The sequence below is a fragment of the Burkholderia sp. AU45251 genome (assembly GCF_030482905.1).
Lineage (GTDB): Bacteria > Pseudomonadota > Gammaproteobacteria > Burkholderiales > Burkholderiaceae > Burkholderia > Burkholderia aenigmatica.
The window spans coordinates 459,099-484,769 of sequence record NZ_JAUJQH010000002.1 but is presented as its reverse complement, the minus strand read 5'-3'; the positions used below and the strand labels follow the sequence as shown (position 1 = coordinate 484,769).

The 25,671-nt window shown below is 65.3% G+C and carries 26 protein-coding genes and 2 pseudogenes; 20 read left to right on the top strand and 8 right to left on the bottom strand.

Going from position 1 to position 25,671, the window contains the following annotated elements; translation table 11 throughout:
- The first annotated feature begins 92 nt into the window (after positions 1-92).
- From QZM67_RS08935 to QZM67_RS08870, 14 genes are all read left to right on the top strand, one after another.
- A complete protein-coding gene (locus QZM67_RS08935) occupies positions 93-995 on the top strand; it encodes a LysR family transcriptional regulator (RefSeq protein ID WP_301801943.1) in 903 nt (300 codons plus the stop codon).
- Between the two features lie 230 nt (positions 996-1,225).
- On the top strand, positions 1,226-1,663 hold the full coding sequence (locus QZM67_RS08930) for a hypothetical protein (protein ID WP_301801941.1): 438 nt from the start codon (positions 1,226-1,228) through the stop codon (positions 1,661-1,663).
- A 307-nt stretch (positions 1,664-1,970) separates the two neighbouring features.
- The gene (locus QZM67_RS08925) at positions 1,971-2,684 is read left to right on the top strand and encodes a helix-turn-helix transcriptional regulator (RefSeq protein ID WP_043191963.1); all 714 of its coding nucleotides are present in this window, start codon (positions 1,971-1,973) and stop codon (positions 2,682-2,684) included.
- Between the two features lie 102 nt (positions 2,685-2,786).
- Positions 2,787-4,259 (top strand): indoleacetamide hydrolase, encoded by a 1,473-nt coding sequence (iaaH, locus tag QZM67_RS08920; RefSeq protein ID WP_301801937.1) that lies wholly within the window; start codon positions 2,787-2,789, stop codon positions 4,257-4,259.
- A gap of 566 nt (positions 4,260-4,825) precedes the next feature.
- Complete coding sequence (locus QZM67_RS08915; protein ID WP_301801935.1) at positions 4,826-5,962, top strand: muconate/chloromuconate family cycloisomerase; 1,137 nt, start codon at positions 4,826-4,828, stop codon at positions 5,960-5,962.
- 52 nt (positions 5,963-6,014) lie between these two features.
- Positions 6,015-6,950, top strand: a complete 936-nt coding sequence (gene catA / locus QZM67_RS08910) for a catechol 1,2-dioxygenase (RefSeq protein ID WP_089454381.1) — start codon at positions 6,015-6,017, stop codon at positions 6,948-6,950.
- Between the two features lie 114 nt (positions 6,951-7,064).
- Positions 7,065-8,423 carry a Rieske 2Fe-2S domain-containing protein gene (locus QZM67_RS08905; protein ID WP_301801932.1) on the top strand — a complete coding sequence of 453 codons (1,359 nt, stop codon included), beginning with the start codon at positions 7,065-7,067 and terminating at the stop codon, positions 8,421-8,423.
- Complete coding sequence (benB, locus tag QZM67_RS08900; protein WP_089454383.1) at positions 8,420-8,908, top strand: benzoate 1,2-dioxygenase small subunit; 489 nt, start codon at positions 8,420-8,422, stop codon at positions 8,906-8,908. The genes QZM67_RS08905 and benB overlap by 4 nt, the downstream gene beginning before the upstream one ends.
- A gap of 40 nt (positions 8,909-8,948) precedes the next feature.
- On the top strand, positions 8,949-9,971 hold the full coding sequence (gene benC / locus QZM67_RS08895) for a benzoate 1,2-dioxygenase electron transfer component BenC (RefSeq protein WP_301801929.1): 1,023 nt from the start codon (positions 8,949-8,951) through the stop codon (positions 9,969-9,971).
- A gap of 2 nt (positions 9,972-9,973) precedes the next feature.
- Positions 9,974-10,744, top strand: coding sequence for a benzoate diol dehydrogenase BenD (benD, locus tag QZM67_RS08890; RefSeq protein WP_175021749.1), 771 nt, complete (start codon positions 9,974-9,976; stop codon positions 10,742-10,744).
- 91 nt (positions 10,745-10,835) lie between these two features.
- Positions 10,836-11,234 carry a RidA family protein gene (locus QZM67_RS08885; protein WP_175021750.1) on the top strand — a complete coding sequence of 133 codons (399 nt, stop codon included), beginning with the start codon at positions 10,836-10,838 and terminating at the stop codon, positions 11,232-11,234.
- Positions 11,235-11,465: 231 nt separating this feature from the next.
- A complete protein-coding gene (locus QZM67_RS08880) occupies positions 11,466-12,278 on the top strand; it encodes a creatininase family protein (protein ID WP_175021751.1) in 813 nt (270 codons plus the stop codon).
- A 61-nt stretch (positions 12,279-12,339) separates the two neighbouring features.
- Complete coding sequence (locus QZM67_RS08875) at positions 12,340-13,518, top strand: YncE family protein (protein ID WP_301801925.1); 1,179 nt, start codon at positions 12,340-12,342, stop codon at positions 13,516-13,518.
- Positions 13,519-13,760: 242 nt separating this feature from the next.
- Positions 13,761-14,243: a DUF1641 domain-containing protein gene (locus QZM67_RS08870; protein WP_301801923.1), complete on the top strand. Its 483-nt coding sequence runs from the start codon at positions 13,761-13,763 to the stop codon at positions 14,241-14,243.
- A 159-nt stretch (positions 14,244-14,402) separates the two neighbouring features.
- Here QZM67_RS08870 and QZM67_RS08865 read toward each other — a convergent pair whose 3' ends face one another.
- The 5 genes from QZM67_RS08865 to QZM67_RS08845 form a co-directional block, all read right to left on the bottom strand.
- Positions 14,403-15,113 (bottom strand): response regulator, encoded by a 711-nt coding sequence (locus tag QZM67_RS08865; protein ID WP_301802214.1) that lies wholly within the window; start codon positions 15,111-15,113, stop codon positions 14,403-14,405.
- A 1,077-nt stretch (positions 15,114-16,190) separates the two neighbouring features.
- Positions 16,191-16,412: a hypothetical protein gene (locus QZM67_RS08860; protein WP_301801922.1), complete on the bottom strand. Its 222-nt coding sequence runs from the start codon at positions 16,410-16,412 to the stop codon at positions 16,191-16,193.
- A 49-nt stretch (positions 16,413-16,461) separates the two neighbouring features.
- On the bottom strand, positions 16,462-17,274 hold the full coding sequence (locus tag QZM67_RS08855) for a fused MFS/spermidine synthase (protein ID WP_301801920.1): 813 nt from the start codon (positions 17,272-17,274) through the stop codon (positions 16,462-16,464).
- A 5-nt stretch (positions 17,275-17,279) separates the two neighbouring features.
- Positions 17,280-17,528: an HPr family phosphocarrier protein gene (locus tag QZM67_RS08850; protein ID WP_301801917.1), complete on the bottom strand. Its 249-nt coding sequence runs from the start codon at positions 17,526-17,528 to the stop codon at positions 17,280-17,282.
- Positions 17,529-17,559: 31 nt separating this feature from the next.
- Positions 17,560-18,000: a hypothetical protein gene (locus QZM67_RS08845; RefSeq protein WP_301801915.1), complete on the bottom strand. Its 441-nt coding sequence runs from the start codon at positions 17,998-18,000 to the stop codon at positions 17,560-17,562.
- Positions 18,001-18,204: 204 nt separating this feature from the next.
- On the opposite strand from QZM67_RS08845, the pseudogene QZM67_RS08840 reads away from it, so the two are divergent.
- Both QZM67_RS08840 and QZM67_RS08835 read left to right on the top strand, forming a co-directional pair.
- Positions 18,205-18,555: pseudogene (locus QZM67_RS08840) on the top strand (zinc ribbon domain-containing protein YjdM).
- 79 nt (positions 18,556-18,634) lie between these two features.
- Positions 18,635-18,970: pseudogene (locus QZM67_RS08835) on the top strand (spermidine synthase); the annotation flags it as partial.
- Between the two features lie 6 nt (positions 18,971-18,976).
- Here QZM67_RS08835 and QZM67_RS08830 read toward each other — a convergent pair.
- The 3 genes from QZM67_RS08830 to QZM67_RS08820 all read right to left on the bottom strand — a co-directional run bounded on the left by QZM67_RS08830 (position 18,977) and on the right by QZM67_RS08820 (position 20,355).
- Positions 18,977-19,174, bottom strand: coding sequence for a ribbon-helix-helix protein, CopG family (locus QZM67_RS08830; RefSeq protein WP_175021758.1), 198 nt, complete (start codon positions 19,172-19,174; stop codon positions 18,977-18,979).
- 102 nt (positions 19,175-19,276) lie between these two features.
- On the bottom strand, positions 19,277-19,540 hold the full coding sequence (locus tag QZM67_RS08825; protein ID WP_301801914.1) for an HPr family phosphocarrier protein: 264 nt from the start codon (positions 19,538-19,540) through the stop codon (positions 19,277-19,279).
- 47 nt (positions 19,541-19,587) lie between these two features.
- On the bottom strand, positions 19,588-20,355 hold the full coding sequence (locus QZM67_RS08820) for a YoaK family protein (protein WP_175021777.1): 768 nt from the start codon (positions 20,353-20,355) through the stop codon (positions 19,588-19,590).
- 248 nt (positions 20,356-20,603) lie between these two features.
- Between QZM67_RS08820 and hyfB the strand changes: the two genes are divergently transcribed.
- Genes hyfB through QZM67_RS08800 form a run of 4 tightly spaced genes read left to right on the top strand, consistent with a single transcriptional unit; the run spans position 20,604 to position 25,670 of the window.
- Entirely contained in the window at positions 20,604-22,610 is a 2,007-nt protein-coding gene (gene hyfB / locus QZM67_RS08815; RefSeq protein ID WP_301801912.1) for a hydrogenase 4 subunit B, read from the top strand.
- A complete protein-coding gene (locus tag QZM67_RS08810; RefSeq protein WP_301801910.1) occupies positions 22,604-23,554 on the top strand; it encodes a respiratory chain complex I subunit 1 family protein in 951 nt (316 codons plus the stop codon). The genes hyfB and QZM67_RS08810 overlap by 7 nt, the downstream gene beginning before the upstream one ends.
- Positions 23,555-24,214, top strand: a complete 660-nt coding sequence (locus QZM67_RS08805; RefSeq protein ID WP_175021762.1) for a formate hydrogenlyase — start codon at positions 23,555-23,557, stop codon at positions 24,212-24,214.
- Positions 24,207-25,670: a hydrogenase 4 subunit F gene (locus tag QZM67_RS08800; protein ID WP_301801907.1), complete on the top strand. Its 1,464-nt coding sequence runs from the start codon at positions 24,207-24,209 to the stop codon at positions 25,668-25,670. The genes QZM67_RS08805 and QZM67_RS08800 overlap by 8 nt, the downstream gene beginning before the upstream one ends.
- Position 25,671 lies beyond the last annotated feature (1 nt).

Sequence of the window (25,671 nt, the reverse complement as noted above, 5' to 3'; positions counted from 1 at the left end):
CCGGTCGTAAAAAAATGGAACAATGGCGCATTCAGAATTCCCGTTTCGGGAATGAAAAGCGCGGCCGCCTGCGCGTGCCAGGAGCGTTCTCCATGCTCAACCGACTCGACATCCTGAAGATCTTTTCCGCGGCTGCCGCGGCGCCCACGTTCCGCGAGGCGGCAGCGCGCCTGGGTGTATCGCCGCAGGTCGTGACGCGTGCGGTGCGCGAACTGGAAGAGATGCTGGGCGAAACGCTGTTTCACCGGACGACCCGGAGCGTCCGGATCACCGCGTTCGGGCAAGCGTTCGCGCGTGACGCGCAGACGGCGCTGGCCGCCGTCGACGGGCTGTTCGGGCCCGCGACCGGCCAGGCCGACGAGCCGGTGGGCGTCGTCAGGATCACGGCGCCGTCGGGCATGGGGCGTCGTTACGTCCAGCCGATCCTGAGCGATCTCATGCGGCGCTATCCGGGGCTCGTGCCCGACCTGAGGCTGTCGGACGTGCCGTCGCCGGTGGTCGACGAACAGATCGATATCGGCGTGCGCGTCGGGGCGATCGGCGACAACCGCTTCGTTGCGCGGATGGTCGGGCCGTTGCCGATGTGGATCGTCGGCGCGCCGTCGCTGATCCGGCGGCTGGGTGAGCCCAAAAGCCGCAAGGACCTCGAATCGATGCCGGTGACGTGCCTGATCGATCGCGCGAGCGGCCGGGCGTGGCCGTGGATGTTTCGCGGGGAGCACCAGTTCGTCCCGTCGTCGCCGGCGTATCTGACCGACGACACCGAGGTAGAGATCGAGGCCGTGTGTGCGGGAGTAGGGCTCGGCCAGTGCTCGGAGTATCTCGTCCGGCCGTATATCGACAAGGGGCGACTCGTGCGGCTGCTGCCCGGCCTCGAGCCCGAGCCGTGGAAACTGCACGTCTATCGGCCGCGACGCGGGCCGATGCCCCGGCGCATCCGGGTCGTGTACGACGAGTTGGTGGCGAAGCTTGCGGACGCAACGTGGCGAGGGTAGCCGGTGCGGCCGCGCTGCCCGGCCGCTGATCGCGTTGGCGCGCAGCGGCGTCAACCACCGATCGACGGCATCGGCACACGGAGCAGCAGAAACGTGTGCCGCGCTCGGCCATCCAGCCAAGGGGGGGTGCGCCATTCGCCGCCAGACACGCGGCAAGCCGACATATTGCGGCATCATCATGGCGCCGCCGCACCCGCATTCGGTGCCCGATATTCGACTGGAGACTGTGCATGCCGATACCCCGGATTGAAACCCGCGACGCGATGGGCGATCCCGATGTGGTCTATCTCAACCCGGATCACGTGCTGTGGATGTCGCAGCCGACCGCTGCGCAGCGGCGGCCGGGCGGCACGGCCATTCGCGTGGACGACCGCGTGAAGGGCGGCTCGTTGCTGATGGCCGACAATCCGCCGCCCGCTCGACTTCTGCAGGATCTCGGGCCGTTCGTGACGGTGACGCTGGCGAATCCGTCGTCCGACTACCCGGACGGTCTCGTGCATGTGCGTGCGCATGCAATCGTCAAGATCGCGACCGACGACCACGACAAGCCGCTCGCCGAGCGCACGCTCGGCTGGGTCCACGTCCAGGACGGCTCCGCCTTCAAGGTCAGGGATTACGCCGGCGTGGCCGCGCAATGGCAGGCGTCGGTGGCGGCTGCCGGCCGCTGAGCGGGTCTTCACGCGTGCGCCATGACGCTGCGGTCCGTCGTGCCGCAGTTGGCGGGCCGTGTTTTTCCCCGGGATACCGGCTGCCTTGCCTCGTGCGCCGGGGCGAACGGCCCAGGTGCCGGATGGCCGGGGCGAACCCTGCGCCCGCTCGGTGTCGTATTCGATACGCAATACGCGAAGCGTCGATCAGCCGGGTAACATGGCGCATCGTGACGAACCCGTGCTCGTTCGGGCCTTGGTCGCGGAATCGCCCGTCGAAGCGCTCGATACAGGTGTTCTCCACCGGCTTGCCGAGGAACCGTCCGCCATGAACCTTGCCGTGTCCGATATCACGCCGGAGGAACTCCGGCTGTTCGGCGACATCGTCGCCCGCCTGGAAGAACTGGGGCCGGTCGTCGATGTGAGGACGGTCGTGCTGCCCGCGATCACGCAGCTGCTTCGCGCGGATTTCGCCGCATCGTTCGATTGCGACGAGCAAACCGGCCTTTGGCGCAACGGGTTCGCGTACAACGTCGATCCGTTGCAGATCGCCCGGTACGAAGCATGGTTCCAGCATATCGATCCGGTGACGTCGCATCTGCGCGCGCGCCGCGTGGCGACCTGCGTCGATGAGGTGGTGAGCCGGCGCGAGCTGGAGCAGACCGAGTTCTACAACGATTTCCTGTGCCGCGACGGCATGCACCACGGCATCAACGTCTACGCGTTCGACGGCGCGACGCACGTCGGCGATCTGCGCATCTGGCGCGCACAAGGGCGCCCCGATTTCACCGAACGCGACAAGCTGCTGCTGAACGGCATCGAGCCATTTTTCCGGCGCGCGCTGCTGCGGCGGCGCCACGCGTGCGCGGGGCTGACCGAGCGCGAGAGCGACGTCGCGCGGCTCGTCGCCGCCGGTTATACCGACAAGGACGTCGCGCGCACGCTCGGCATCGGGCTGTCGACGGTCCGCACCCATCTGCGGCGCGTGATGGCGAAGAAGGGCGTCGCCAACCGCGCGAGCCTGGCGGCCGCGCTGGCGTGACTGGCGGCGTGGCCGTCGGCCGGGGTCATCCATTGTGATGATGGGCGTCAAAATCGGCGCGCCCTACCTTGTGACGATCCCCTGTCACGAGGACCGACGACGATGCCCACCCTGGGACACCTGACGCTCACCGAAGCCCGGCACGCGCTCCTGCGCCGGGAGTTTTCCTGTGTCGAATACGCGTACGCAATGATCGAGCGGCACGCACGCTGGCGCTACCTGAATGGTTTTACGTGCGTCGACGATGCGCGGCTGCTCGCCGAAGCGGCCCGCTGCGACCGCGACCTCGCGACGTCGGCCACCCCGCACGCGCTGCTGGGCCTGCCGATCGCGATCAAGGACAACATCGACACCGCCTGCCTGCCGACCGGCAACGGCACGCTGGCGCTGCACAACCGCGTGCCGCCGCAGCATGCGCCGGTCGTGGCGCGGCTGCTGGCGCACGGGGCGCTGATCGCGGGCAAGACCAACCTGCACGAACTGGCATTCGGCGTGTCGGGCAACAACCGCGTGACGGGTGCGGTACGCAACCCGTACGACTTCAACCGGATGCCGGGCGGCAGCAGCAGCGGCTCGGGCGCGCTGGTCGGCGCGGGCGTGGTGCCTGCCGCGCTCGGGACGGACACCGGCGGCTCGGTCCGGATTCCGGCGGCGCTGTGTGGCGCCGTCGGCCTCCGGCCGACCGTGGGGCGCTACCCGTCGGCTGGCGTGGCGCCGATTTCGCGCACGCGCGACACCGTCGGTCCGATCGCGCGGTCGGTCGAGGACATCGCGCTGCTCGACGCGATTCTGTCGGGCACCGGCGCCGCAACGTCGCTGCCGACGCGCAACACAACGCGCCCGGTGCGCCTTGCGGTCCCGCGCACGACGTTCTGGCGCGGCCTCGCGCGGGATGTCGACGCGGTGGCGAATGCCGCAGTGGCTAAGCTGGCGCAGGCGGGATTCGAGTGCGTCGACATCGACCTGAACGACTATCCGGGGTTCTTCGACGACGAGCCGGCCATCATCGCGATGTATGAATTCCGTTCGTCGATGCACGCGTATCTGGTCGAGAACGGCTACGACCTGTCGGTCGACGACATCGTCGCGAACGTGGGGAGCCCGGACGTCGCGAAGATCGCCCGCCATATCACCGGCCCCGACGGTATCGGCGAAGCGGCGTACCACACCGCGCTCGACCGGCGTACCCGGTCGCGTGCCGCGTATCGGCAGTGCCTCGCCGACAGCGGCGCCGATGCGCTGGTCTTTCCGACCACGATCGCCACCGCGTGCCCGATCCCGTCGGGTGACGCGATGATGCTCGACGGCGAGACCGCGTCGGTGTTCTCGACCTACATCCGGAATACCGAGCCGGGCAGCAATGCCGGCGTACCGGGCATGACCATCCCGGCCGGCCTGACGGCGGCCGGGTTGCCGGTCGGTCTCGCACTGGACGGGGCGGCCGGCACCGATCGTGAACTCATCGCGGTCGCGCTGGAAGTTGAGCGGGTGCTCGGGCGGCTGCCGTTGCCGGACGATGGGTATGGGGCAGAGGGCCGGTTGGGCGGGTACCCGGGCGTCGATGGCGCGTCGTGACGCCGTGTTGCCGCGCCGGGGTGGTGTGGTGCGGCGCCAGAATGAATCGCCAGCGCCGGCGGCGCTCGCCACGATGCCGGCCGGGCACGTCCTGTGGATTGCCCAGACGCCGCCCCGCGCGCGTGCTCGACCCGGGGCGTAAGCACCGCTGCCGTGAATCGTGTCGGCGCCACATAAGCTTGCGCCGACAACCGGTCGAACGAACGGCCACGAAGCCGATGGCCGACCGCGCATGGCGAGAAACTTGCCCCCGAGCCCCCGATGTGGCATCAGGAAAACCCTGACAGCGGCCCGCCGAGGCCACTTTTTTACGTCGCTGCGCGCGTGGCGACCGATGCCAAACCCATCTGCGGCCGCTCGCATCCCGGGTGGCCGCTCCCCTCGATCCAGCATGGCTTCCAGGCCGTATTGCCTGTCATGGAGGGTATGGTAAACCGCGAAATCAAACGAATATTCCCGAATTTCAATACCTGTCAGGTATTGAAATGGCCGCCTAAAAGTATTGGACGCTCGATCCGGCCGAGACGTATAAATCGCCTCAAGAACTTCACCCCACGGCGTGCCCCATGTCCTCCGTCACCATCGAACGCATCGAAACCCGCCTCGTCGATCTGCCGACGATCCGCCCGCACAAGCTGTCGGTGGCCACGATGTACGGCCAGACGCTGATGCTCGTGAAGGTGTTCTGCAGCGACGGCGTGACGGGCCTCGGCGAAGGCACGACGATCGCCGGCATGGCTTACGGCCCGGAAAGCCCCGAGGCGATGAAGCTCGCGATCGACACGTATCTCGCGCCGGCAATCGTCAGCAAGGACGCGACGCGCATCCAGACGCTGATGGCGTTCCTCGGCAAGCTCGCGAAGGTCAACCACTTTGCGAAGAGCGCGCTCGAAACCGCGCTGCTCGACGCGCACGGCAAGCGGCTCGGCGTGCCGGTGAGCGAGCTGCTCGGCGGTCGCCGCCGCGATCGCCTGCCGGTCGCGTGGACGCTCGCGTCGGGCGGCACGGCCACCGACATCGCCGAAGCCGAGCGGATGCTCGACCAGCGCCGCCACAACGTGTTCAAGCTGAAGATCGGCGCGAAGGCGCTCGATACGGATATCCGCCACGTGGCCGAGATCAAGAAGGCCGTCGGCGATCGCGCGTCGGTGCGTGTCGACGTGAACATGGCATGGAGCGAAACACAGGCCGCGCGCGCGATTCCGGCGCTGGCCGATGCCGGCTGCGAACTGGTCGAGCAGCCGGTGGCCTCGGCCGCGGCGCTGGCGCGCCTGATGCGCCGGTTCCCGATTGCGCTGATGGCCGATGAAATCCTGCAGGGTCCCGACAGCGCATTCGACATCGCGAAGCATCACGGCGCGGACGTGTTCGCGATCAAGATCGAGCAGAGCGGCGGCCTGTTCGCCGCGCAGCGCGTCGCCGCGATCGCGGATGCGGCCGGCATCGAGCTGTACGGCGGCACGATGCTCGAAGGCGCGTTCAGCACGGTGGCGTCCGCGCACCTGTTCGCGAGTTTCGCGAACCTGCAGTGGGGCACCGAACTGTTCGGCCCGCTGCTGATCACCGAAGAGATCCTGACGCAGCCGCTCGATTACAGCGACTTCGAACTGACCGTGCCGGACGGCCCTGGCCTCGGCATCGAACTCGACGAGGACAAGGTCAGGCGTTTCACCCGCGACGGGCTGACGAAAGTCGCGCGATAACCCGAGCCAGGCAACGGCCGTCATTCCCCCTAATACACGTGGAGACACCATCATGAGCGTCAAAGTTTTCGATACCCGGGAAGTGCAGGATCTGCTGAAGGCCGCGTCGAACGCGGGCGGCAACGAAGGCAACGCGCGCACGCAGCAGGTCGTGCTGCGGCTGCTCGGCGACCTGTTCAAGGCGATCGACGATCTCGACATCACGCCCGACGAAGTGTGGGCCGGCGTCAACTACCTGAACAAGCTCGGCCAGGACGGCGAAGCGGCGCTGCTCGCGGCCGGCCTCGGTCTCGAAAAGTATCTCGATATCCGGATGGACGCCGCGGACAAGGCGGTCGGCCTCGATGGCGGCACGCCGCGCACGATCGAAGGGCCGCTGTATGTCGCGGGTGCGCCGGTGCGCGACGGCGTGTCGAAGATCGACCTCGACGCGGACGACGGCGCGGGCCCGCTGGTGATCCACGGCACGGTTACCGGCCTCGACGGCAAGCCGATCGCGGGCGCGGTGGTCGAATGCTGGCACGCGAACTCGCACGGCTTCTATTCGCACTTCGACCCGACCGGCAAGCAGAGCGATTTCAATCTGCGCGGCGCGGTGAAGACGGGCGCCGACGGCAAGTACGAATTCCGCACGCTGATGCCGGTCGGTTACGGCTGCCCGCCGCAGGGCGCGACGCAGCAGTTGCTGAACGGCCTCGGCCGCCACGGCAACCGCCCGGCGCACGTGCACTTCTTCGTCGACAGCCACGACCACCGCAAGCTGACGACGCAGTTCAACATCGATGGCGATCCGCTGATCTGGGATGACTTCGCGTATGCGACGCGCGAGGAGCTGATCCCGCCCGTGGTCGACAAGACCGGCGGCACGGCGCTCGGCATGAAGGCCGATGCGTACCAGGACATCGAGTTCAACTTCGTGCTGACGCCGCTGGTGCAGGGCAAGGACAACCAGATCGTCCACCGCCTGCGCGCAGCCGCGACGGCGTAACCGCCCGCCGGCGCGGCGCGGATGCGCCGCCGCCGGCCGGGTTCCCGCGAGATTCAACCGATTACCGATGCGAGCGTGCTTGCAGGACGCGGCACGCGCATGGGAGGAGCCAACATGTCCGCCACGATCGACCAAGCCACCGACCTGGATCACCTGCTCGCCACCGCCGTGCAGGACGACAAGGCGGCCGGCGTATTCCGCTGCCGCCGCGACATCTTCACGAACGCCGAGCTGTACGAGCTGGAGATGAAGCACATCTTCGAGAGCAACTGGGTGTACCTGGCGCACGAAAGCCAGATCCCGGCCAACAACGATTACTACACGACGTGGATCGGCCGCCAGCCGATCGTGATCACGCGCGACAAGACCGGCGAGCTGCACGCGGTCATCAATGCCTGCGCGCACAAGGGCGCGATGCTGTGCCGCCGCAAGCATGGCAACAAGGGCAGCTTCACGTGCCCGTTCCACGGCTGGACCTTCTCGAACACCGGCAAGCTGCTGAAGGTGAAGGACGAGAAGACGACCGAGTATCCGGTGCAGTTCAACACGCACGGCTCGCACGACCTGAAGAAGGTCGCGCGTTTCGAGAACTATCGCGGTTTCCTGTTCGGCAGCCTCAGCGCCGATGTGCTGCCGCTCGAGGCGTACCTCGGCGAAGCGCGCGTGATCATCGACCAGATCGTCGACCAGGCGCCGGACGGGCTCGAAGTGGTGCGCGGCAACTCGTCCTACATCTACGAAGGCAACTGGAAGATGCAGATGGAGAACGGCTGCGACGGCTACCACGTCAGCACCGTGCACTGGAACTACGCGGCGACGATGGGCCGCCGCAAGGAAGACGGCACCAAGGCCGTCGATGCGAACAGCTGGAGCAAGTCGGTCGCGGGCGTGTACGGCTTCGACAATGGCCACATCCTGCTGTGGACGCAGACGATGAACCCGGAAGTGCGGCCCGTGTATCAGCACCGTGAAGAGATCAAGGCGCGCGTCGGCGACGTGCAGGCCGACTTCATCGTCAACCAGACCCGCAACCTGTGCGTGTACCCGAACGTGTTCCTGATGGATCAGTTCAGCACGCAGATTCGCGTGGTGCGGCCGCTCGGTGTCGACAAGACCGAAGTCACGATCTTCTGCTTCGCGCCGAAGGGCGAGAGCGAGGCCGACCGCACGATCCGGATCCGCCAGTACGAGGATTTCTTCAACGTGACGGGCATGGGCACGGCCGACGACCTCGAAGAGTTCCGCGCGTGCCAGGCCGGCTATGCAGGCATCACGGCGATGTGGAACGACCTGTCGCGCGGCGCGCCGCTGTGGGTCGACGGGCCCGACGAGAACGCGAAGAAGATGGGGCTGAACCCGCGCATTTCCGGCGAGCGCAGCGAGGACGAAGGGCTGTTCGTGTGCCAGCACGAACACTGGGTGCATGTGATGCGCGATGCGCTGAAGAAGGAACGCGGGGAGGTGGCAGCATGAGCTTCGATTACCGGACTGTCTGCGCGGCGCTGTATCGCGAAGCGCGCCTGCTCGACGATCGCCAGTGGGACGCGTGGCTGACCTGCTACACGGAGGACGTCACGTACTGGATGCCCGCATGGGACGACGACGATCGGCCGACCGAGGATCACCAGAGCCAGATCTCGCTGATGTACTACCCGGACCGCGGCGGCCTCGAGGATCGCGTGTTCCGGATCAAGACCGAGCGCAGCGGCGCATCGACGCCCGAGCCGCGCACCAGCCACAACGTGACGAACGTCGAGGTGCTGGCCGAGCGCGACGACGAGGTGGACGTGCGCTACAACTTTCACACGCTGAACCACCGCTACCGCGTGACCGATCACTTCTTCGGCACGATGTTCGTCACGTTGCGCAAGGTGGGCGATGAACTGCTGATCTCGTACAAGAAGATCGTGCTGAAGAACGACTACATCCGGCAGGTGCTCGACGTGTACCACGTCTGACACCCGTTGCTTTGTCATGAAAGGAAGTGGAGGCGACGCCATGTCCAGTTACAAGATTGCACTGAATTTCGAGGACGGGGTAACCCGCTTCATCGACTGCAAGGCCGGCGAGAAGGTGCTCGATGCCGCCTTCCGCGCGAAGATCAACCTGCCGATGGATTGCTCCGACGGGGTGTGCGGCACCTGCAAGTGCCGCGCCGAAAGCGGCAGCTACGACCTCGGCGACGACTACATCGACGATGCGCTCACCGAAGATGAAAAGGACGGCGGCCTCGTGCTGACCTGCCAGATGGTGCCGCAAAGCGATTGCGTGATCGCGGTGCCGACGTCGTCGGTCGCGTGCAAGACCGGCCAGAGCGGGTTCGCCGCCACGGTGACGAAGGTCGAGCAGCACAACGACGCGGCCGTCGTGCTCGAACTCGACGTCGGCGCGGCCGCGCCCGTCTTCCTGCCGGGCCAGTATGTGAATATCGACGTGCCCGCGAGCGGGCAGCACCGTTCCTACTCGTTCTCGTCGGCACCGGCCGATGCGAAGGTCAGCTTCCTGATCAAGAAGATTCCCGGCGGCGTGATGAGCACCTGGCTCGAATCGGCGCAGCCCGGCGACAAGCTGGAACTGCACGGGCCGCTCGGCAGCTTCTACCTGCGCGACGTGCAGCGGCCGCTGCTGTTCCTCGCGGGCGGCACGGGGCTTGCGCCGTTCCTGTCGATGCTCGAGGTACTCGCGCGCACCGGGTCGCAGCAGAAGGTGCACCTGACCTATGGCGTGACGCGCGATCTCGACCTCGTGCTGGTCGAAGCGATCGAAGCCTACGCGGCGAAGCTGCCGAATTTCAGCTTTGCGACGGTCATCGCGGACACCGCGTCGAACCATCCGCGCAAGGGCTGGGTCACGCAGCACATCCCGGCCGACGCGCTGAACGACGGCGACGTCGACGTGTATCTGTGCGGGCCGCCGCCGATGGTCGACGCGGTGCGCAAGTACTTCGACGACGAAGGCGTGAAGCCGAACAGCTTCCACTACGAGAAGTTCACCCCCAACGTCACGGCAAAGGCGGCGTGATCATGCAACGATTCTCTGGCAAGGTCATCGTCGTCACGGGCGCCGCACAGGGCATCGGCCGCGGCGTCGCGCTGCGCGCGGCGGCCGAAGGCGGCCGGGTGCTGTTCGTCGATCGCGCGGATTTCGTCGCCGAGGTCGCGGCCGAAGCGACTGGTTGCGAGACGGCCGGCTTCGTCGCCGATCTCGAAACGTACGAAGGTGCGCAGGCGGCGATCGCGCACGCCGTGCAGACGTTCGGCGGCATCGACATCCTGATCAACGGCGTCGGCGGCGCGATTCGCATGCGCCCATTCGCCGAATTCGAGCCGGCACAGATCGATGCGGAAATCCGCCGTTCGCTGATGCCGACGCTCTATACCTGTCACGCGGTGTTGCCGCACCTGCTCGCGCGCGGCGGCGGCACGATCGTCAACATCTCGTCGAACGCGACGCGCGGCATCCGCCGCGTGCCGTACTCGGCGGCGAAGGGCGGCGTCAATGCGCTGACGGCGGCGCTCGCGATGGAATACGCGGCGCACAACATCCGGGTCGTGGCGACCGCGCCGGGCGGCACCAGCGCGCCGCCACGCCGCGTGCCGCGCAACGCGGCCGGCGACAGCGAACAGGAACAGGCATGGATGGGCGAAGCCGTGCGCCAGGTGACGGAATCGACGTTCTTCAAGCGCTACGGCAGCCTCGACGAACAGATCGCGCCGATCCTGTTCCTCGCATCCGACGAGGCGAGCTACATCACCGGCACGGTGCTGCCGGTCGCGGGCGGCGACACGGGTTGAGCGGCGCGTCGTGACGCCGCTTGCACGTGTTCAACGTGTGTTCATCGACAACCAATCGGCCGGCGCGAAGACGCCGGCCACGGAGACCCCCATGCGTGATCGCAAAGCCATCGTTCCGGCAGGAATGGAAGCGGTGTACGAAAAGATCGGCTACGCGCCCGGCCTGAAGGTCGGCGATACGCTGTACGTATCCGGCCAGATCGGCCGCGATGCGGCGATGCAGCTCGTCGAAGGCCGTGAAGCGCAGATCGTGCAGGCGTTCGAAAATCTGAAGCTTGTGCTGGATGCCGCCGGCGCATCGTTCGCCGACGTGGTCGACCTGACGACCTTCCATACCGACATGCGCGACCTGCCGTTGTTCATGCAGGTGCGCGACCGCTACCTCGACACCCACCCGAAGCCGGCGTGGACGGCGGTCGGTGCGCACATGCTGGGCGGCGCGCCCGGCTATATCGTCGAGATCAAGGCGGTGGCCGTGTTGACGGCGTGAATCGCGTTGACGTGATGCTGGCGCGAAGAGCCGCCGTCCGTGCATCGAATCGTCCCGTCGCGCGCTGAAATGGCGCGAGAACCTTCGCGACGCACGACGGAATCCTGACGAAACGCTTTCTCTCGACCTGCGGCGTGAATCGTCGCGCCGCAGTCAGCGACAAGTCGGGCGAGATCGTTTATGGTGCGAGGGAACGCAGCGTCGTCTCTTTCCTTCCGTCGAGAATCCGCGATGAAATGCCTGCCACGCGCCATCTTCGCCGCCCTCGCTTTCACCGTCGCGCAAGCTGCGCTCGCCCAGGCGCCGGGAACGGTACAGCTCGAAGACATGACCTGGACCGAACTACGCGACAGCATCCGGGCCGGCAAGACCACCATCCTGATTCCGATCGGCGGGACCGAGCAAAGCGGGCCGTACGTCGCGCTCGGCAAGCACAATGCGCGGGTCAGGGTGCTGTCCGAACGGATTGCGGAAGGCCTCGGCAACGCGATCGTCGCGCCCGTCATCGCCTATGTGCCCGAGGGCGGCTATGCGCCGCCGACCTCGCACATGCGCTTTCCGGGCACCATCACCGTGCCCGACGACGTCTTCGAAAAGACCCTCGAATCCGCGGCCAACAGCTTCCGGGTCCATGGCTTCACGAACATCGTGTTTCTCGGCGACCACGGCGGCTACCAGAACGACATCAGGCAGTCGGTCGCCCGGCTCAACAAGTCGTGGGCCGGCACGGGCACGCGCGCGTTCGTGCCGGCCGAGTATTACGGCACCAGTTCCGACGGTTATGACCGGATCCTGCGCGAGCATGGCGTGCCGGCCACGGATATCGGCACGCATGCGGGGCTGGCCGACACATCGCTGCTGCTGGCGGTGGCGCCGCGCATGGTCAGGGTCGACAAGCTGCGCGACGCCGCGAAGCCCGGTGCCGTCGACGGCGTCTACGGCGGCGATCCGCGTCATGCGAGCGTCGAACTCGGCCGGCTCGGCACCGACGCCATCGTGTCGCGCACCGTCGACGCAATCAGAAAGGAAATCGCCGGCCGCTGATGCAGGCGCGCCATCGCGCTATTTTTGCCGTCGTTCCATTCAATCGAACAGGAACACCGCCATGCAACCGCGTTTTCGCCGTCACAACCGCTTCCCCCGTCTCGCGATCGTCATTGCGGCAGCGCTGGCCGGCTTCTGCGCTCACAGTGCGATCGCGGCGTCCGCCGTCGCGGCCCTACCCGGCATGCCGCCCGTCATCAATCCCGACAACCTGTACAGCGAGGCGCAGGCCGGCCGCATGAGCGTGGCGGTAGCGGGCGCCTTGCCGCGCATCTATGTGCCGAACCTGCGGTCGAACGACGTCTACGTGATCGACCCGGCCACGTACAAGGTCGTCGACCGGTTCGCCGTCGGCCGCAGTCCGCAGCACGTCGTGCCGGCCTGGGATCTGCAGACGCTATGGGTCGCGAACAATGCGGAAGGGCGAACCGACGGCAGCCTGACGCCGATCGATCCGAAGACGGGCAAGCCCGGTCAGGCAGTGAGCGTCGACGATCCGTACAACATGTATTTCACGCCCGACGGCAAGGATGCGATCGTGGTGGCCGAGGCACATGCGCGGCTCGACTTCCGCGACCCGAAAACGATGGCGCTGAAATCGAGCCTCGATGTCCCGCAATGCAAGGGCATCAACCATGCCGACTTTTCGATCGACGGCCGCTATGCGCTCTTCACGTGCGAGTTCGGCGGCAAGCTGGCGAAGATCGATCTGGTGAATCGCAAGGTGGTCGGCTACCTCGAGCTCGACCGGAAAGGGATGCCACAGGACATCCGCGTGTCGCCGGATGGCAAGGTGTTCTATGTCGCCGACATGATGGCGGACGGTGTATACGTCGTCGATGGCGACCGCTTCACGAAGGCCGGTTTCATCCCGACCGGCGTCGGGACGCACGGACTGTATCCGAGCCGCGACGGCACGAAGCTCTATATCGCGAATCGCGGCTCCAATCTGGTCCACGGGCCGCGCCACGGCAAGGGCGGCGTATCGGTGCTCGATTTCGCGACGCGCAAGGTGGTCGCGACCTGGCCGATCCCCGGCGGCGGCAGCCCCGACATGGGCAACGTCAGCGCGGACGGCAAGACGCTGTGGCTGTCGGGCCGCTTCGATGACGTCGTCTACGCGATCGACACCACGAGCGGCGCGGTCCGGTCGATTCCCGTCGGCATGGAGCCGCACGGCCTGACGGTGTGGCCGCAGCCGGGGCGCTATTCGCTGGGGCATACGGGAAACATGCGGTAGGGCGGCGGCTGGCCGGCGCGTACCGGCACGGCCGTTCGACAGGCGGGCCGCATGGCTCGCCGATGGAAACGGCGCAAGTAACCGCCGCGGGGCAAACCGCGCGCGGTTCGCGCGCCTGTCTGGCCCCTTGCCGCGCATCGCGGCCGCTGCCGCCGGGCACGGGGCGTCCGACGAGCGAGACGCAACCGGCGCGCGTGGTCGCCGTCGCAGCTGCCACGTGGCGTCCCAACCGGAGAAAGCCGATGACCGAACGTCAGTCTCCCGACACGAACCCTCCGCACATGGAGCCCGGCGCGCACGACGCGCTCGAACACCTGCTCGGTAGCCTGCACCGGCATGGATTTCTGCATTTGGCGAGCGAGGTCGTCAGCGCGAACGCGCGGCTGGCCGACACGTTCGTCGATGCACTCGACAAGCCGGGCATGCAGAGCGGCATGCAGAATCTCGCGGTGCTCTTGATGGCGCTGTCGCGCATTCCGCCGGAGCAGTTCGGCAAGGCCGCGTTCGCGGCTGCCGACGCGCTGCACCACGTTGGCGCGTGGCAACCGGCGCAGCACGCGCATGTCGCACCCGGCGTGCGCGGCGCCTACCGGCTGCTGCACGACGAAGCGCTGTGGGACGCGCTGACGCCGTTGCTGGAAGGATTGAAGGTGTTCGCGCAAGGGCTTGCGCGCAATCCGGAGACGCCCGTCACCGCGCTCGGCGAGAAGACGAACGGCACGTGACGGTGTCCGGTCGCGGGCCGGTATCGGCGTGCCCGACGCCAAGCGGCAACGGCTGCAGGTGCTGCACACGTGCAGTGGCAGGTGCGCGGCCGGCCGACGCGAGCGGTCGCGGGCCACGACAGGCCGCATGCGAAGCAGCGTGTTGGCCCATATGCCGCGCTATTCCCACGCGTGCTTGCTGAACTGATAGCCTTTGCAGCGGATCGTCTTGATCCGCTTCGGTTCCGTGATGTCATCGAGCAGCTTGCGGCGCAGCTTCGAGATCCGGCCGTCGATCGAGCGATCGAAGCCGTCGAACTCGATGCCGCGCAACAGCACCGTCAGGTCTTCCCGGCTGACGACCTCGCCGGCGCGGCAGGCAAGGGCCCACAGCAGGTCGAATTCGGTCGACGTCAGGCGAGGCGCGCTACCGTCAGGAAGGCGAACCTTGCGATCCGCGCGGTCGATCGAAAACTTGCCGAACTCGAACCGCTGAGGGGAGGCCGGCACGTAGTCAACCGGTCGCATGCGTAGCCGCCGCAGGTGGGCCTTGATCCGCGCGAGCAGAATGCGCGGCTCGACCGGCTTGTGGAGAAAGTCGTCCGCGCCGAATTCCAGGCCGAGCAGCTCGTCGAACAGTTCGTCGCGGGCCGTCATCATGATGACGATGCCGTCGTACTGCAAGCGTGCTTCGCGGCAAATCTCGAAACCGTCCTTGCCCGGCAGGTTGATGTCGAGCAGCACCAGGTCAGGGCGGCGCGTGACGATCGTCGACACGGCATCGGTGCCGTCAAGCAGCGTGTCTACCTCGTACTGATGCTTGCGCAGATAGTCTGCGGTCAGTACGGACAATTGAACGTCGTCTTCGACGAGCAGGATTCGGATGGGCATCGCTAAACGAGGGGGCAAAACGGGAACATGGCGAGCGGTTAGGCCCAGTCCGAACGCGTGGTAGCCGAAGCGACGCGGATAATACTGCGTAACATTCCAGAGGAATGTGACGAAATCTGCATCGCCCGCTGATCCTGTCCGCGCGGAAATCTTTGCCGGCTCGCCGCAAATACCGACGAACGGCTCGACGAACGGGCAAAATGCGTCGGCGCGATATCCGGCGCGTCGCCGGGAGAGAACCACGCCCCAGTGCCGTTCGGGCAAAAGCGTTGGCGAACGTCAGCTTGTGCGGACGCCGCTACGCCACTCGATTCGGGCCAGGTAAAGGTTACTCGACAGATCATTACGAAATATTACACGATCTGTTGTCAATGGCTCCTTACAATCCCCCAACCGAAGAGAAAAAAGAGGAGCCGCGTTTCCGGCCCGACGTCAAAGACCTGGTGAAGACGACGGCGATAACCGGTACGCGCAGTGACCCGCCCCCGGTGCGTGACTGCTGCCATTGCAGGCGTGCGGATCCGCGTTGACGCCGCATCGGCCTTCGAGGGGAAAAGTTGTCGACGGGACGATGGACAAATAGGAATGCGAAATGGAGCCGTTGCAAGTCATCCACGGTCTCAAGGTGTGGAGCAAAATAATCCTGTCACTCCCGAGTCGCCGTGAATCCAGCCTTTCGGCCCGCGAGGTGCCGATTTCATTGACGATCCAGCGAAAATAGTCCGGTCAAGTCGTCTGCGTCCGCATGGAGTTTGTCAACTCACGAGGCAAACGTCGAGTTCCGGCGGCCCACTCCCCATTGTTTGATCGAATCCCGACGCACGACGCAGCGTTCAGGCTGGACGCTTTCTATCGCGAGCAAAATTCGCTGACGGTGGGAAGGCCGCGTTGTGGGACGTCAGCGGGCAACCGCATGTGTCGATTTTCAGCAGCGACGTGACATTCGCCCGAAGGTGGCATATGGCTGAACCTCGACGCGTTTCGGCCATGCGCCCCATGTAGTACGTACTACGACAGGCCGACTTCCAGGGCGTACGCGGGATTTCAATTCGATCTGCCTGGCGCGATCGGCGGACGCTATTTTCGGTTCCTCAGGAATGCCCGTCCGGCTGCCGTGATCGAAATGCACGGACGGCCATTCAATGGGGAACTCACCAACCCCGCGCCGATCAATTCCCGCGTGATGGACCAGCCGGGCGCGGGCGCCTGCCGGCCATAGCGGACCTCGGCAAGACGCTCCAGCGCACAGATTGCGGGCGCGGAGAGGATGGGTGCGCTTGTCGTATCGTTGTCGTTCATCGTTTCTCCCGTATGTTGATCATGACCGCGCGCGTCGGAAGCCGGGAAATCAGTTGGCAAGACATGCTTTCAGGCGCGTCCAGTCGTAACTGGCGCCGACTTCAATGCGTACCGCCGTGTCAACGAGATCGAGGCTGTGCCGTTCGGTATGTCGCTCGGCACGTTCCATCAATGCCTCGAGCGATGGCAGGGGGGCGTTGCGCTTCCAGGCGAACGCGATCATGTTGGATGTACTGTCTTCCGCCGGCGTGAGTGCAATCGAAGCACCGAAAGTGTCATAAAGCCGACCGAGCATGTCGCCGAGACGCGGATCCTCACCCAAAAAGTTGACAACCAATACACCGTCGTTACTCAACCGTGCATGGCAGGTTTGGTAGAAGGCCGAACTGCAAAGTTCGGCCGGCGCGCCATCTGCATTGAAGCCGTCCAATAGCAGTGCGTCGAACGTTTGCGTCGTGGTCGACAGGTGGCGTGCCGCATCCGCGCACACGACCGTCAGGCGTTCGTCGTCGGGCGGGATGTGGAATCTATCGCGTAGCGCAATCACGTCGGGATTGATTTCGATTGCCGTGATGTGCGCCTCGGGCAAGTATCGATGGCAATACTTCGCCAGCGAGCCGCCGCCCAGACCGATCAAGCCAATACGAGCCGATTCCGGTTGGAATAACAGGAAGCCCATCATCGTGCGTGTGTAACCGAGTGCAAGCGCATCCGGCGCGGCGCGCAGCATGGTGCTTTGCATACCGCGGCCGTCGAAGCACAGCGACACGAGGTGCTCGGTTTCCACGACGATCGGTTTGTCCGTGTGAGCGGTTGCATGATCGGCTCGAACGGCAAGGAACGGAAGGTCAAGCGGCGGCATGCGCGTCACTCCTTCTGTAGCAATGGCCTAAGCGCCTGAAGTGCGGCTTCCTCGTCCGGGCCGGCAGCGAGTACCTGAGCGGAGGAGCCGCCACGCATCTGCAACGACGCGACGGCCATACCATCTTTCGCGTTACCACGGCGCCCGTTCGCGACGGGCAGGATGTCGCTCGCGAAGCGACGCGCCATATCGACGAGTGCATCCTGGGACGGGGACGCACCTTTCCCGATCCGGAAACAAACGACTGCTGCCACGTTGTGCAAGCCTCGACCGAGATCGTTGGGTTCAGCACACGCCGACCGTGCAACGCGCAACGAACGCCCGGAATTCACTTTCCCACGTCGCGCCGCGCAAATCGACAACGTCGGCGAGTCGTCTCATTTCACCGTTCTGGTACACGGTGGCCAGCGATCGTGGCGGCACCTCTCGCGTGAAACAGCGTCCGTCCCAGTCGAGGAGCAAGTGCGGATGACACCGAAATCGGGCACTGGCCGCCGAGAGCGGATCCAGGACGTGCCTGGCCGATTCCCGGGGATAGACGAAAGCAAGGTGAATGCCGATGGCTGCAAGCTGTTCGCCCACGTCGTGGAAGCGATGAACCATCTGGAATCCACGTTCGCCAGCGCGCCCGACACCTACGGCGATGAGCCCCCGGTTTCCCGCGACGTCCCGCAGGGTTACCGGTCGTCGGTCGGGTGCCAGTAGTGCCCTATCCAGATCGAACATGTCGACATCCTCAGCGAATCCACCCTCAAGTCCAGTGAAAGGCGGCAAGCGCATGATTATAATCCAGCGGTGCGTTTATGTGTGTTTGATTGTAATGGTGTGTGCATGTTTGGATGGCCGTCCAGGCGACGGTGCGGCGTTGTCGCCGGTGCAGCCGGCCGCCCTCCACGCTGACCGACTCGATCAGATCGATTGGACGCTGCAATGAAGGCAGCCCCTTCATCTCCGCAATGCGCGATGGAAATACCTACCCGGACGGCACCTTGTACGGGTGCGCCGACTGCGGTCACGAGTGGTCGCCGAACGCCGGCGCCGCAGCCGACGCCGCTGACGAGTCGGTAGCGAACGTCGTCAAAGACGCCAATGGGAATGTGTTGTCAGACGGCGACGCGGCCGTGCCGATCAAGGATCTGCGCGTGAAGGGGGGCATCGATCACGCTGAAGGTGGGCACCAAGGTGAGGAGCATTGGGGTCGTTGGCGGCGACCACGAAATCGACTGCAAGACGGCCGCCGGCAGTTTCATGCTCAAAGCGTGCTTTCTGAAAAGGGCATGACGCCGTGCCGTGTTCACGGATGGTTGCGTAGCCGCTGCCGATCATTCATCAATCGTTCGACCGCGTGAGCACGCTGAGCATGGATAGTGACGACCGAACCTCCGGCGACACCCTCGTCAATTTCCTGTCAACGGCGTTGAATGGCGGGCAGCCCTTTGTGCCGGAAACGTGCCGCGCAATCTTGTGGCCCTTCGATCGCTTCGCCGCCCGGCGCTTCATCTCGCGCTACGAACCCGAGCAGATCGCGCTCGGCTACACACGGATGAGGGGATTTCCGCTGCTGCAATCCGCGCCCCGACACATCTGCATGATCGGGCTTGGCGGTGGATCGCTGGCGAAATGCGGCTACCGGCATCTGACCGGGGTGGCGATCGATGCGGTCGGGATCAATCCTGCGGTGATTGCGCTGCGTGACTCGAATTCAACCCGCGCTTCGTTTCACCCGTTTGCCGAGCGGGCTCTTTGTCTTGTCGCTCACGCCGTGTCGCTCGAGGTGCTCGCGGATCAACTGCCGCACCACTTGCGACACCGTCAGATCTTGTGCTGTGCAGAGCATTTCAAAGGCTTCTTTCTTCGCCGGATCGATCAGGATGGTCAGGCGTTCGGTTTTCGTTTCCATTGCGGGGAAGGGGCAGCCAATATGCCAATCGAATTATATTGCATTTGCTTTCGCCGGCGCGGCGCGGCTGGGCGGCAGCCCCCGGTTGCGATTGACGGTGAGTCAGACGGTATCATCGGCTGACAGTACGCTGACCAATGCCCGAGCGGCCAGTGCTTCGTCGGGGCCGATCGCGGTGATACGAATGACGGTGCCGGATGGTGCGCACAACGTCATGACCGACATCACGTCTTTGGCGTTGACCGCCTTGCCGTGCGACGTGCAAGTGATGTCGCTCACAAAGCGCGACGCCGTCGTCGCGACAAGCGCGGAACGGTATCCGTTCAGGCCAAACCGGCCACCAACGTAGACTTGCTCTTCGAGCATGCATGCTCCGGGGTTGTGGGTCGAGATTCACGCCGCCTCGCGCGGCTTCAAGGCCGGCGATTCAGCCGGCAGAGACAGGCGAGCACATCGTCGACGACAGGTACGATCGCGAGTGTGACAAGCGCTGCGGCGAGCGGGACCGTCGACACGTAGCCCACATGCTTGAAGCCAACTGCACCGGCCAGGCCGCCGATCAGGAAGGACGCCAGCATCGTGCCATGGATCTTCAGCTTCGCGCGGTTGGCAATGACCGCGTGCACGTCCGCATCGACCTTCGACCGATTCCAGTAAAAAAGCTTCCCCAGTTCGATACCGAGGTCCGTCACGATGCCGGTCATGTGGGTCGTGCGGATTTCGGCGCCGGACAGCTTCGTGATCATCGCATTCTGCAGCCCCATGATGAAGCACAGCAGGATCACGGTCACGGGCACGAAGAACGCCTCCCAGAGTGCAAGGTGACTGCCGAGCAGGCCGAACAGAAGCAGCAGCGCAGCCTCGACCACCAGCGGCAGCACGTACTGGCTCTGAAGACTGCGGCGGCGCCCCCAGTTGACGAGCACCGCGGAGCACCCCGCGCCCACGAGAAACGACGCGAGAGAACCAATGCTGGCGAGCACCAGCCGAATATCCCCGAGCGCTGTCTGGTCGGCGATCGCCGATACGATGCCGCTCATGTGCGACGTGTATTGCCTGACCGCAAGGAAGCCGCCGGCGTTGGTCGCGCCGGCGACGAAGGCGAGCGAAAATCCGAGCTGACGGTTGGCGCTCGCGCTGCGGTGTTTTCCGGTCAGGCTACGAAAGTACTGCGCTGGCATAGGGTCTTCACTCAGTCGCGCGGATTGGGATCCGGGCCGCCGTTCAGGCACCCGGGGCCCGGGTCGCAAAGAAGCGGCGCAGGGCGCGCCGGATGCTCCGTGGCATGTGGTTCACATGATAATGGCATTATCATATCCTGTTAGCTAGATGAGTCGTTCAGTGTCATAATGCGCACGGAACGATGCCGTGCGGTTCCGCGGCTATTTCGTGCAACTCGCCCAACCCGTGCGTACTGGAGACAATCCGGATGCCCCCCGTGCCTGTCGTCCATCTGGTCCTGCTGGCCGCGGCCGTCTGGCTCGCGATCGGCACGCTGGGGCTTGGTGTGCTGCATCGCACAAGGCTCGTGGCGCATGGGTTGTTTCCGCTCGGCGCGCTGGTCGGGCTACTGTTGGGCGCGGCGGGGCTCGCCGGCATCTTTGCCGAACCGTCGGCTGCGGTGCTGCCGATCGGACTGCCCGACCTGCCGTTTCATTTGCGTGTCGACCGGCTGTCCGGTTATTTCCTGTTCGTACTCGGCATCGTCAGCGCCGGGATCGGTGCCTTTTCTGCAGGCTATTTCCGCAAGGGCGAAGGGGCCGCGCCGGGACTCATCTGTTTCGAATACCACGTGTGCGTCGCGAGCATCGCGCTGGTCCTCATCGCGGACGATGCCTACGTGTTCATGGTCGCCTGGGAAATGCTGACGCTGTCCGCGACCTTCCTCGTGATGACCAACCACCGGCTCGGCGAGATCCGCCGGGCCGGCTACCTGTATTTCCTGATCTCGCACGTCGGCGCGCTCGCGCTGCTGCTCTGTTTCGGCATCCTGCAGGCGCGCACCGGCGACTACACATTCGCAAACATGCGGGCGCAATCGCTCGACGCGTTCTGGGCGTCACTCGCGTTCCTGTTCGCGCTCTTCGGCTTCGGCGCAAAGGCCGGCATTTTCCCGCTGCACGTGTGGCTGCCCGAGGCCCACCCTGCGGCGCCATCGCCTGTATCTGCGCTGCTGAGCGGATTCGTGCTGAAAGTCGGTCTGTATGGCCTGCTGCGCACGGTGTTCGACTTGTTGCACGTGCAGATCGCCTGGTGGGGCGTGCTGTTACTCGTGCTGGGCGTCGGCACCGCGCTGCTCGGTGTCGTGTTCAGTACGATCCAGGTCGACATGAAGCGCCTGCTCGCCTATTCGTCGATCGACAATGTCGGTCTGATGATCGTCGCGCTCGGGATCGCCGTGCTGTTTCGTGCCTACGGGATGACCAGTCTTTCCGCGCTTGCATTGACCGCGATGCTCTACCAGATCGTGGCCCACGCGGCGTTCAAAAGCCTGCTGTTCCTTGGTACGGGTGCCGTGTTGCACGCCACCGGTGAACGCAATCTCGGCAAGCTCGGCGGCCTGATCCGCTTCATGCCGTGGACCGCATGGGCGATGCTCGCGGGCGTCGCGGCGAGCGCGGGTTTACCGCCGCTGAGCGGATTCGCCGCCGAATGGCTGCTGCTGCAGAGCGTCCTGTTTACGCCGAGCTTGCCGAATTCGATACTTGCGATGACGGTGCCGATCGTCGCTGCGCTGATCGCGATGTCGGCCGCGCTGGCGGGTTATACGATGGTCAAGTTCTTCGGCATCGTGTTCCTCGGGCAACCTCGGGAGGCGAAGCTGGACCGCGCACGCGATGCGAACACGTGGGAGCGGCTTGCGTTCGGCTGGTTCGCCGTCATCGGCGTGCTGCTTGGACTGATGCCCGCGCAGTTCGTCAAGGTGCTCGATCGCATTACGCGCGCACTCGTCGGCGCAGGCGTCGGTGCCGAGAATCACGGCTGGTTGCTGTTCGTGCCGGTGTCGACCGCGCGGGCGAGCTACATGCCTGCGGTATTCATGCTGTTTTTCATTGCGTGCTGTGGGGCCGCATGGGTGCTGGTGAGACGGTTCTACCACGGCCGGGTGCGGCGCGCAGCGCCGTGGAGTTGCGGCTTTCCGTTCACGTCTGCCCGGATGCAGGACACCGCGGAAGGGTTCGGGCAGCCGATCCGCGAGATCTTCTCGCCGCTGTTGCACATCGAGCGGCAATTGCCGTCGCCGTTCGACGCGCAGCCGGTGTACCGCGTATCGATCGCCGATCGAACCTGGTCAGCGTTCTACGCGCGTATCGCGGCGCTCACGCAGCGAGCCGCAGACTGGGCCGGTCGCCTGCAGACGGGCAAGATTGCCGTCTATCTGACCTATAGTTTCGCCGTACTGATCCTGCTCCTGATGCTGGTGAGACGATGGTAACCCTATCCGGCGTGCTATCGCAGACCCTCGAGATCGTGGTCGCGCTCGCGGCGGCGCCGCTGCTCACGGGCTGGGTCAATCAGTGCCGCGCCTGGTTGCAGAACCGGCGCGCGCCGTCGATCTGGCAGCCGTATCGCATGCTCCACAAGCTGTTCAACAAGGAATCGGTCGTCGCGCACGGCGCGAGTCCGGTCTTCCGCGGCGCCCCCTACGTCGTCTGGGCGGCGATGACGCTCGCATGTGCGATCGTGCCGACGCTGTCGACCGAGTTACCCCTGTCGCCGGCCGCGGACGCGATCGCGCTGGTCGGCCTGTTCGCACTCGCGCGCGTCGCGCTGTCGCTCGCCGCGATGGACGTCGGAACGGCGTTCGGCACGCTCGGCGCCCGCCGCGAAATGCTGATCGGCTTCCTCGCGGAGCCGGCGCTGCTGATGGTGCTGCTGTCGGCCTCGCTGATCACGCAGTCGACACTGCTGACGAGCATCGTGGAGACGCTGGGGCGTAGCGAGCTCACGATCTACCCGAGTCTGGCCTTTGCCGGGATCGCATTCACGCTGGTGTCGCTGGCCGAGAACGCGCGGCTGCCCGTCGACAATCCGGCCACCCACCTTGAACTCACGATGATCCACGAGGCGCTGATCCTCGAATACTCGGGGCGTCATCTCGCGTTGATGGAATGGGCAGCCAGCCTCAAGCTGTTCGCGTATTCGTGCATCGGTCTCGCCCTGTTCATACCGTGGGGGATCGCGAGTGCTGGCAATCCGCTCGCGCTCGTACTGGCCGTGCCGGTGCTGTTCGCCAAGCTGATGGCAGGTGGGGCCGCGCTTGCGGTCGTCGAGACGGCCAACGCGAAGATGCGGATCTTCCGGGTGCCGGAGTTCCTTGCCACCGCCTTTCTGCTCGCGGTGATCGGCATGCTCGTTCATCTGTTGCTGGGGGCATGAATGCACGGCTACGCGACGCAACTGATCAATTTTCTCGCGGCCGTGCTGCTGATGCTGTCGTTCGCGATGCTCAGCCAGCGCCGGATTCTGACGCTGATCCATCTCTATACGTTGCAGGGTGTCACACTCGTGTCCGCGAACCTGATCCTCGGCTTCGTGACGGGCGACGGGCACCTGTACGTGTCCGCCGGGCTGACGCTTGCGCTGAAGGTTGGCCTGATTCCATGGATCCTGTACCGGCTGGTTCGACGGCTCGATGTCCAGGCCGACGTCGAACCGCTCATCAATATTCCGACGACGCTGCTCATCGGCATCGTGCTCGTGGTGATTGCGTTCAACGTCGCGTCGCCGATCAGCCAGCTTGCAACGTCGGTGGCACGCGGCACGCTCGGGATCGCGCTTGCGTGCGTGCTGCTGTCGTTCATGTCGATGATCACGCGCGCGAAGGCCATTCCGCAGGTGATCGGTTTTCTGTCGATGGAAAACGGGCTGTTCTTCGCGGCGACGGCCGCCACCAACGGCATGCCGATGATCGTCGAACTCGGCATCGGGCTCGATGTGCTGATCGGTATTCTGATCCTGGGCGTGTTCATGTTTCAGATTCGCGAGCAGTTCGACAGTCTCGACATCCATCACCTCGAGAAGCTCAAGGATGAATGACGCTCACGTCGTGTTCACTGTGCTCGGCATCCCGCTACTGGCGGCCGGATGCCTGGCGTCCGTGCGGCCGAGCCATGTCGCACGCGGCTTGAACGTGGGCTTCAGCTTCCTGACATTCGCGGCAACGCTCGTGCTGGCCGCACGCACCGTCGAGCACGGACCGTCATTTGTGTTCGGGCAGGCTTTCTTTGTCGATCCGCTCAACGTGTACCTGGTTGCGCTCACTGCGTTCGTCGGCTGGACGACGTCGCTGTTCTCGCGGCCGTACATGCAGGTCGAGGAAGCCCGCGGCCGGATGACGCAGGCGCGGATGCGGCTTTATCACAGCATGTATCAGCTTTTCATGTTCGCGATGCTGCTCGCGCTCCTCACCAACAACCTTGGCGTGCTGTGGGTCGCGATGGAGGCCGCAACACTGGCGACCGTGCTGCTGGTCAGCGTCTATCGGACCGCCGCGAGTCTCGAGGCGGCTTGGAAGTACTTCATCCTGTGCGGCGTCGGTATCGCGCAGGCGCTGTTCGGCACGATCCTGCTGTATCTGGCCGCGAGCCGGCAACTGACCGACGGCGACGCGCTGCTGTGGACGAGCCTGGCCGCCGTCAAGGCCCAGCTCGATCCGACGATCGTTTCGATCGCGTTCGTGTTCCTGCTGGTCGGCTATGGGACGAAGGTCGGGCTCGTGCCGATGCACAGCTGGCTGCCGGACGCGCATGCGGAAGGGCCGACACCGATCTCGGCGGTGCTGTCGGGCCTGCTGCTGAACGTCGCGCTGTACGCGGTACTGCGCTGCAAGGTGCTCGCGGACGGCGCGCTCGGCAACGGTTTGCCGGGGCGGCTGCTGGTGGGTTTCGGACTGGTGTCGGTGCTGGTCGCGTCGTTTTCGCTGTTTCGGCAGAAGGACGTCAAGCGGCTGTTCTCGTATTCGTCGATCGAGCACATGGGGCTGATGACGTTCGCGTTCGGGCTCGGCGGTCCGGTCGCGACGTTCGCCGGGCTGCTCCACATGACGGTTCACTCGCTCGTCAAGTCGGCGATCTTCTTCGCAGTCGGCCACGCGGTGCAGAAAGCCGGCACGCAAGCGATCGAAGGCATCCGCGGGCTACTGCAGGTCAGCCCGACGGTCGGCTGGGGAATGATGCTCGGCACGCTTGCGATTCTCGGCCTGCCGCCGTTCGGCGTGTTTGCGAGCGAGTTCCTGATCCTCACGACCGCAATGAACACGTTACCGTGGACCGCGCCGTTGTTGCTGCTCGGGCTTGCCGTCGCGTTCGCGGCAATCTTCGCGCGCGTGCAGCGGATGGTGTTCGGCGGCGAGACGACGGCCAGGCCGCTCGCGCACCGGCCGGCGCTGCTACCGGTTTTCGTCCACCTGGGGCTTGGCCTGATGCTCGGCCTCTACGTGCCGCCTTATCTGGCGATGTGGTATCGCCAGGCGGCAACAATGCTGGCGGGGTGAC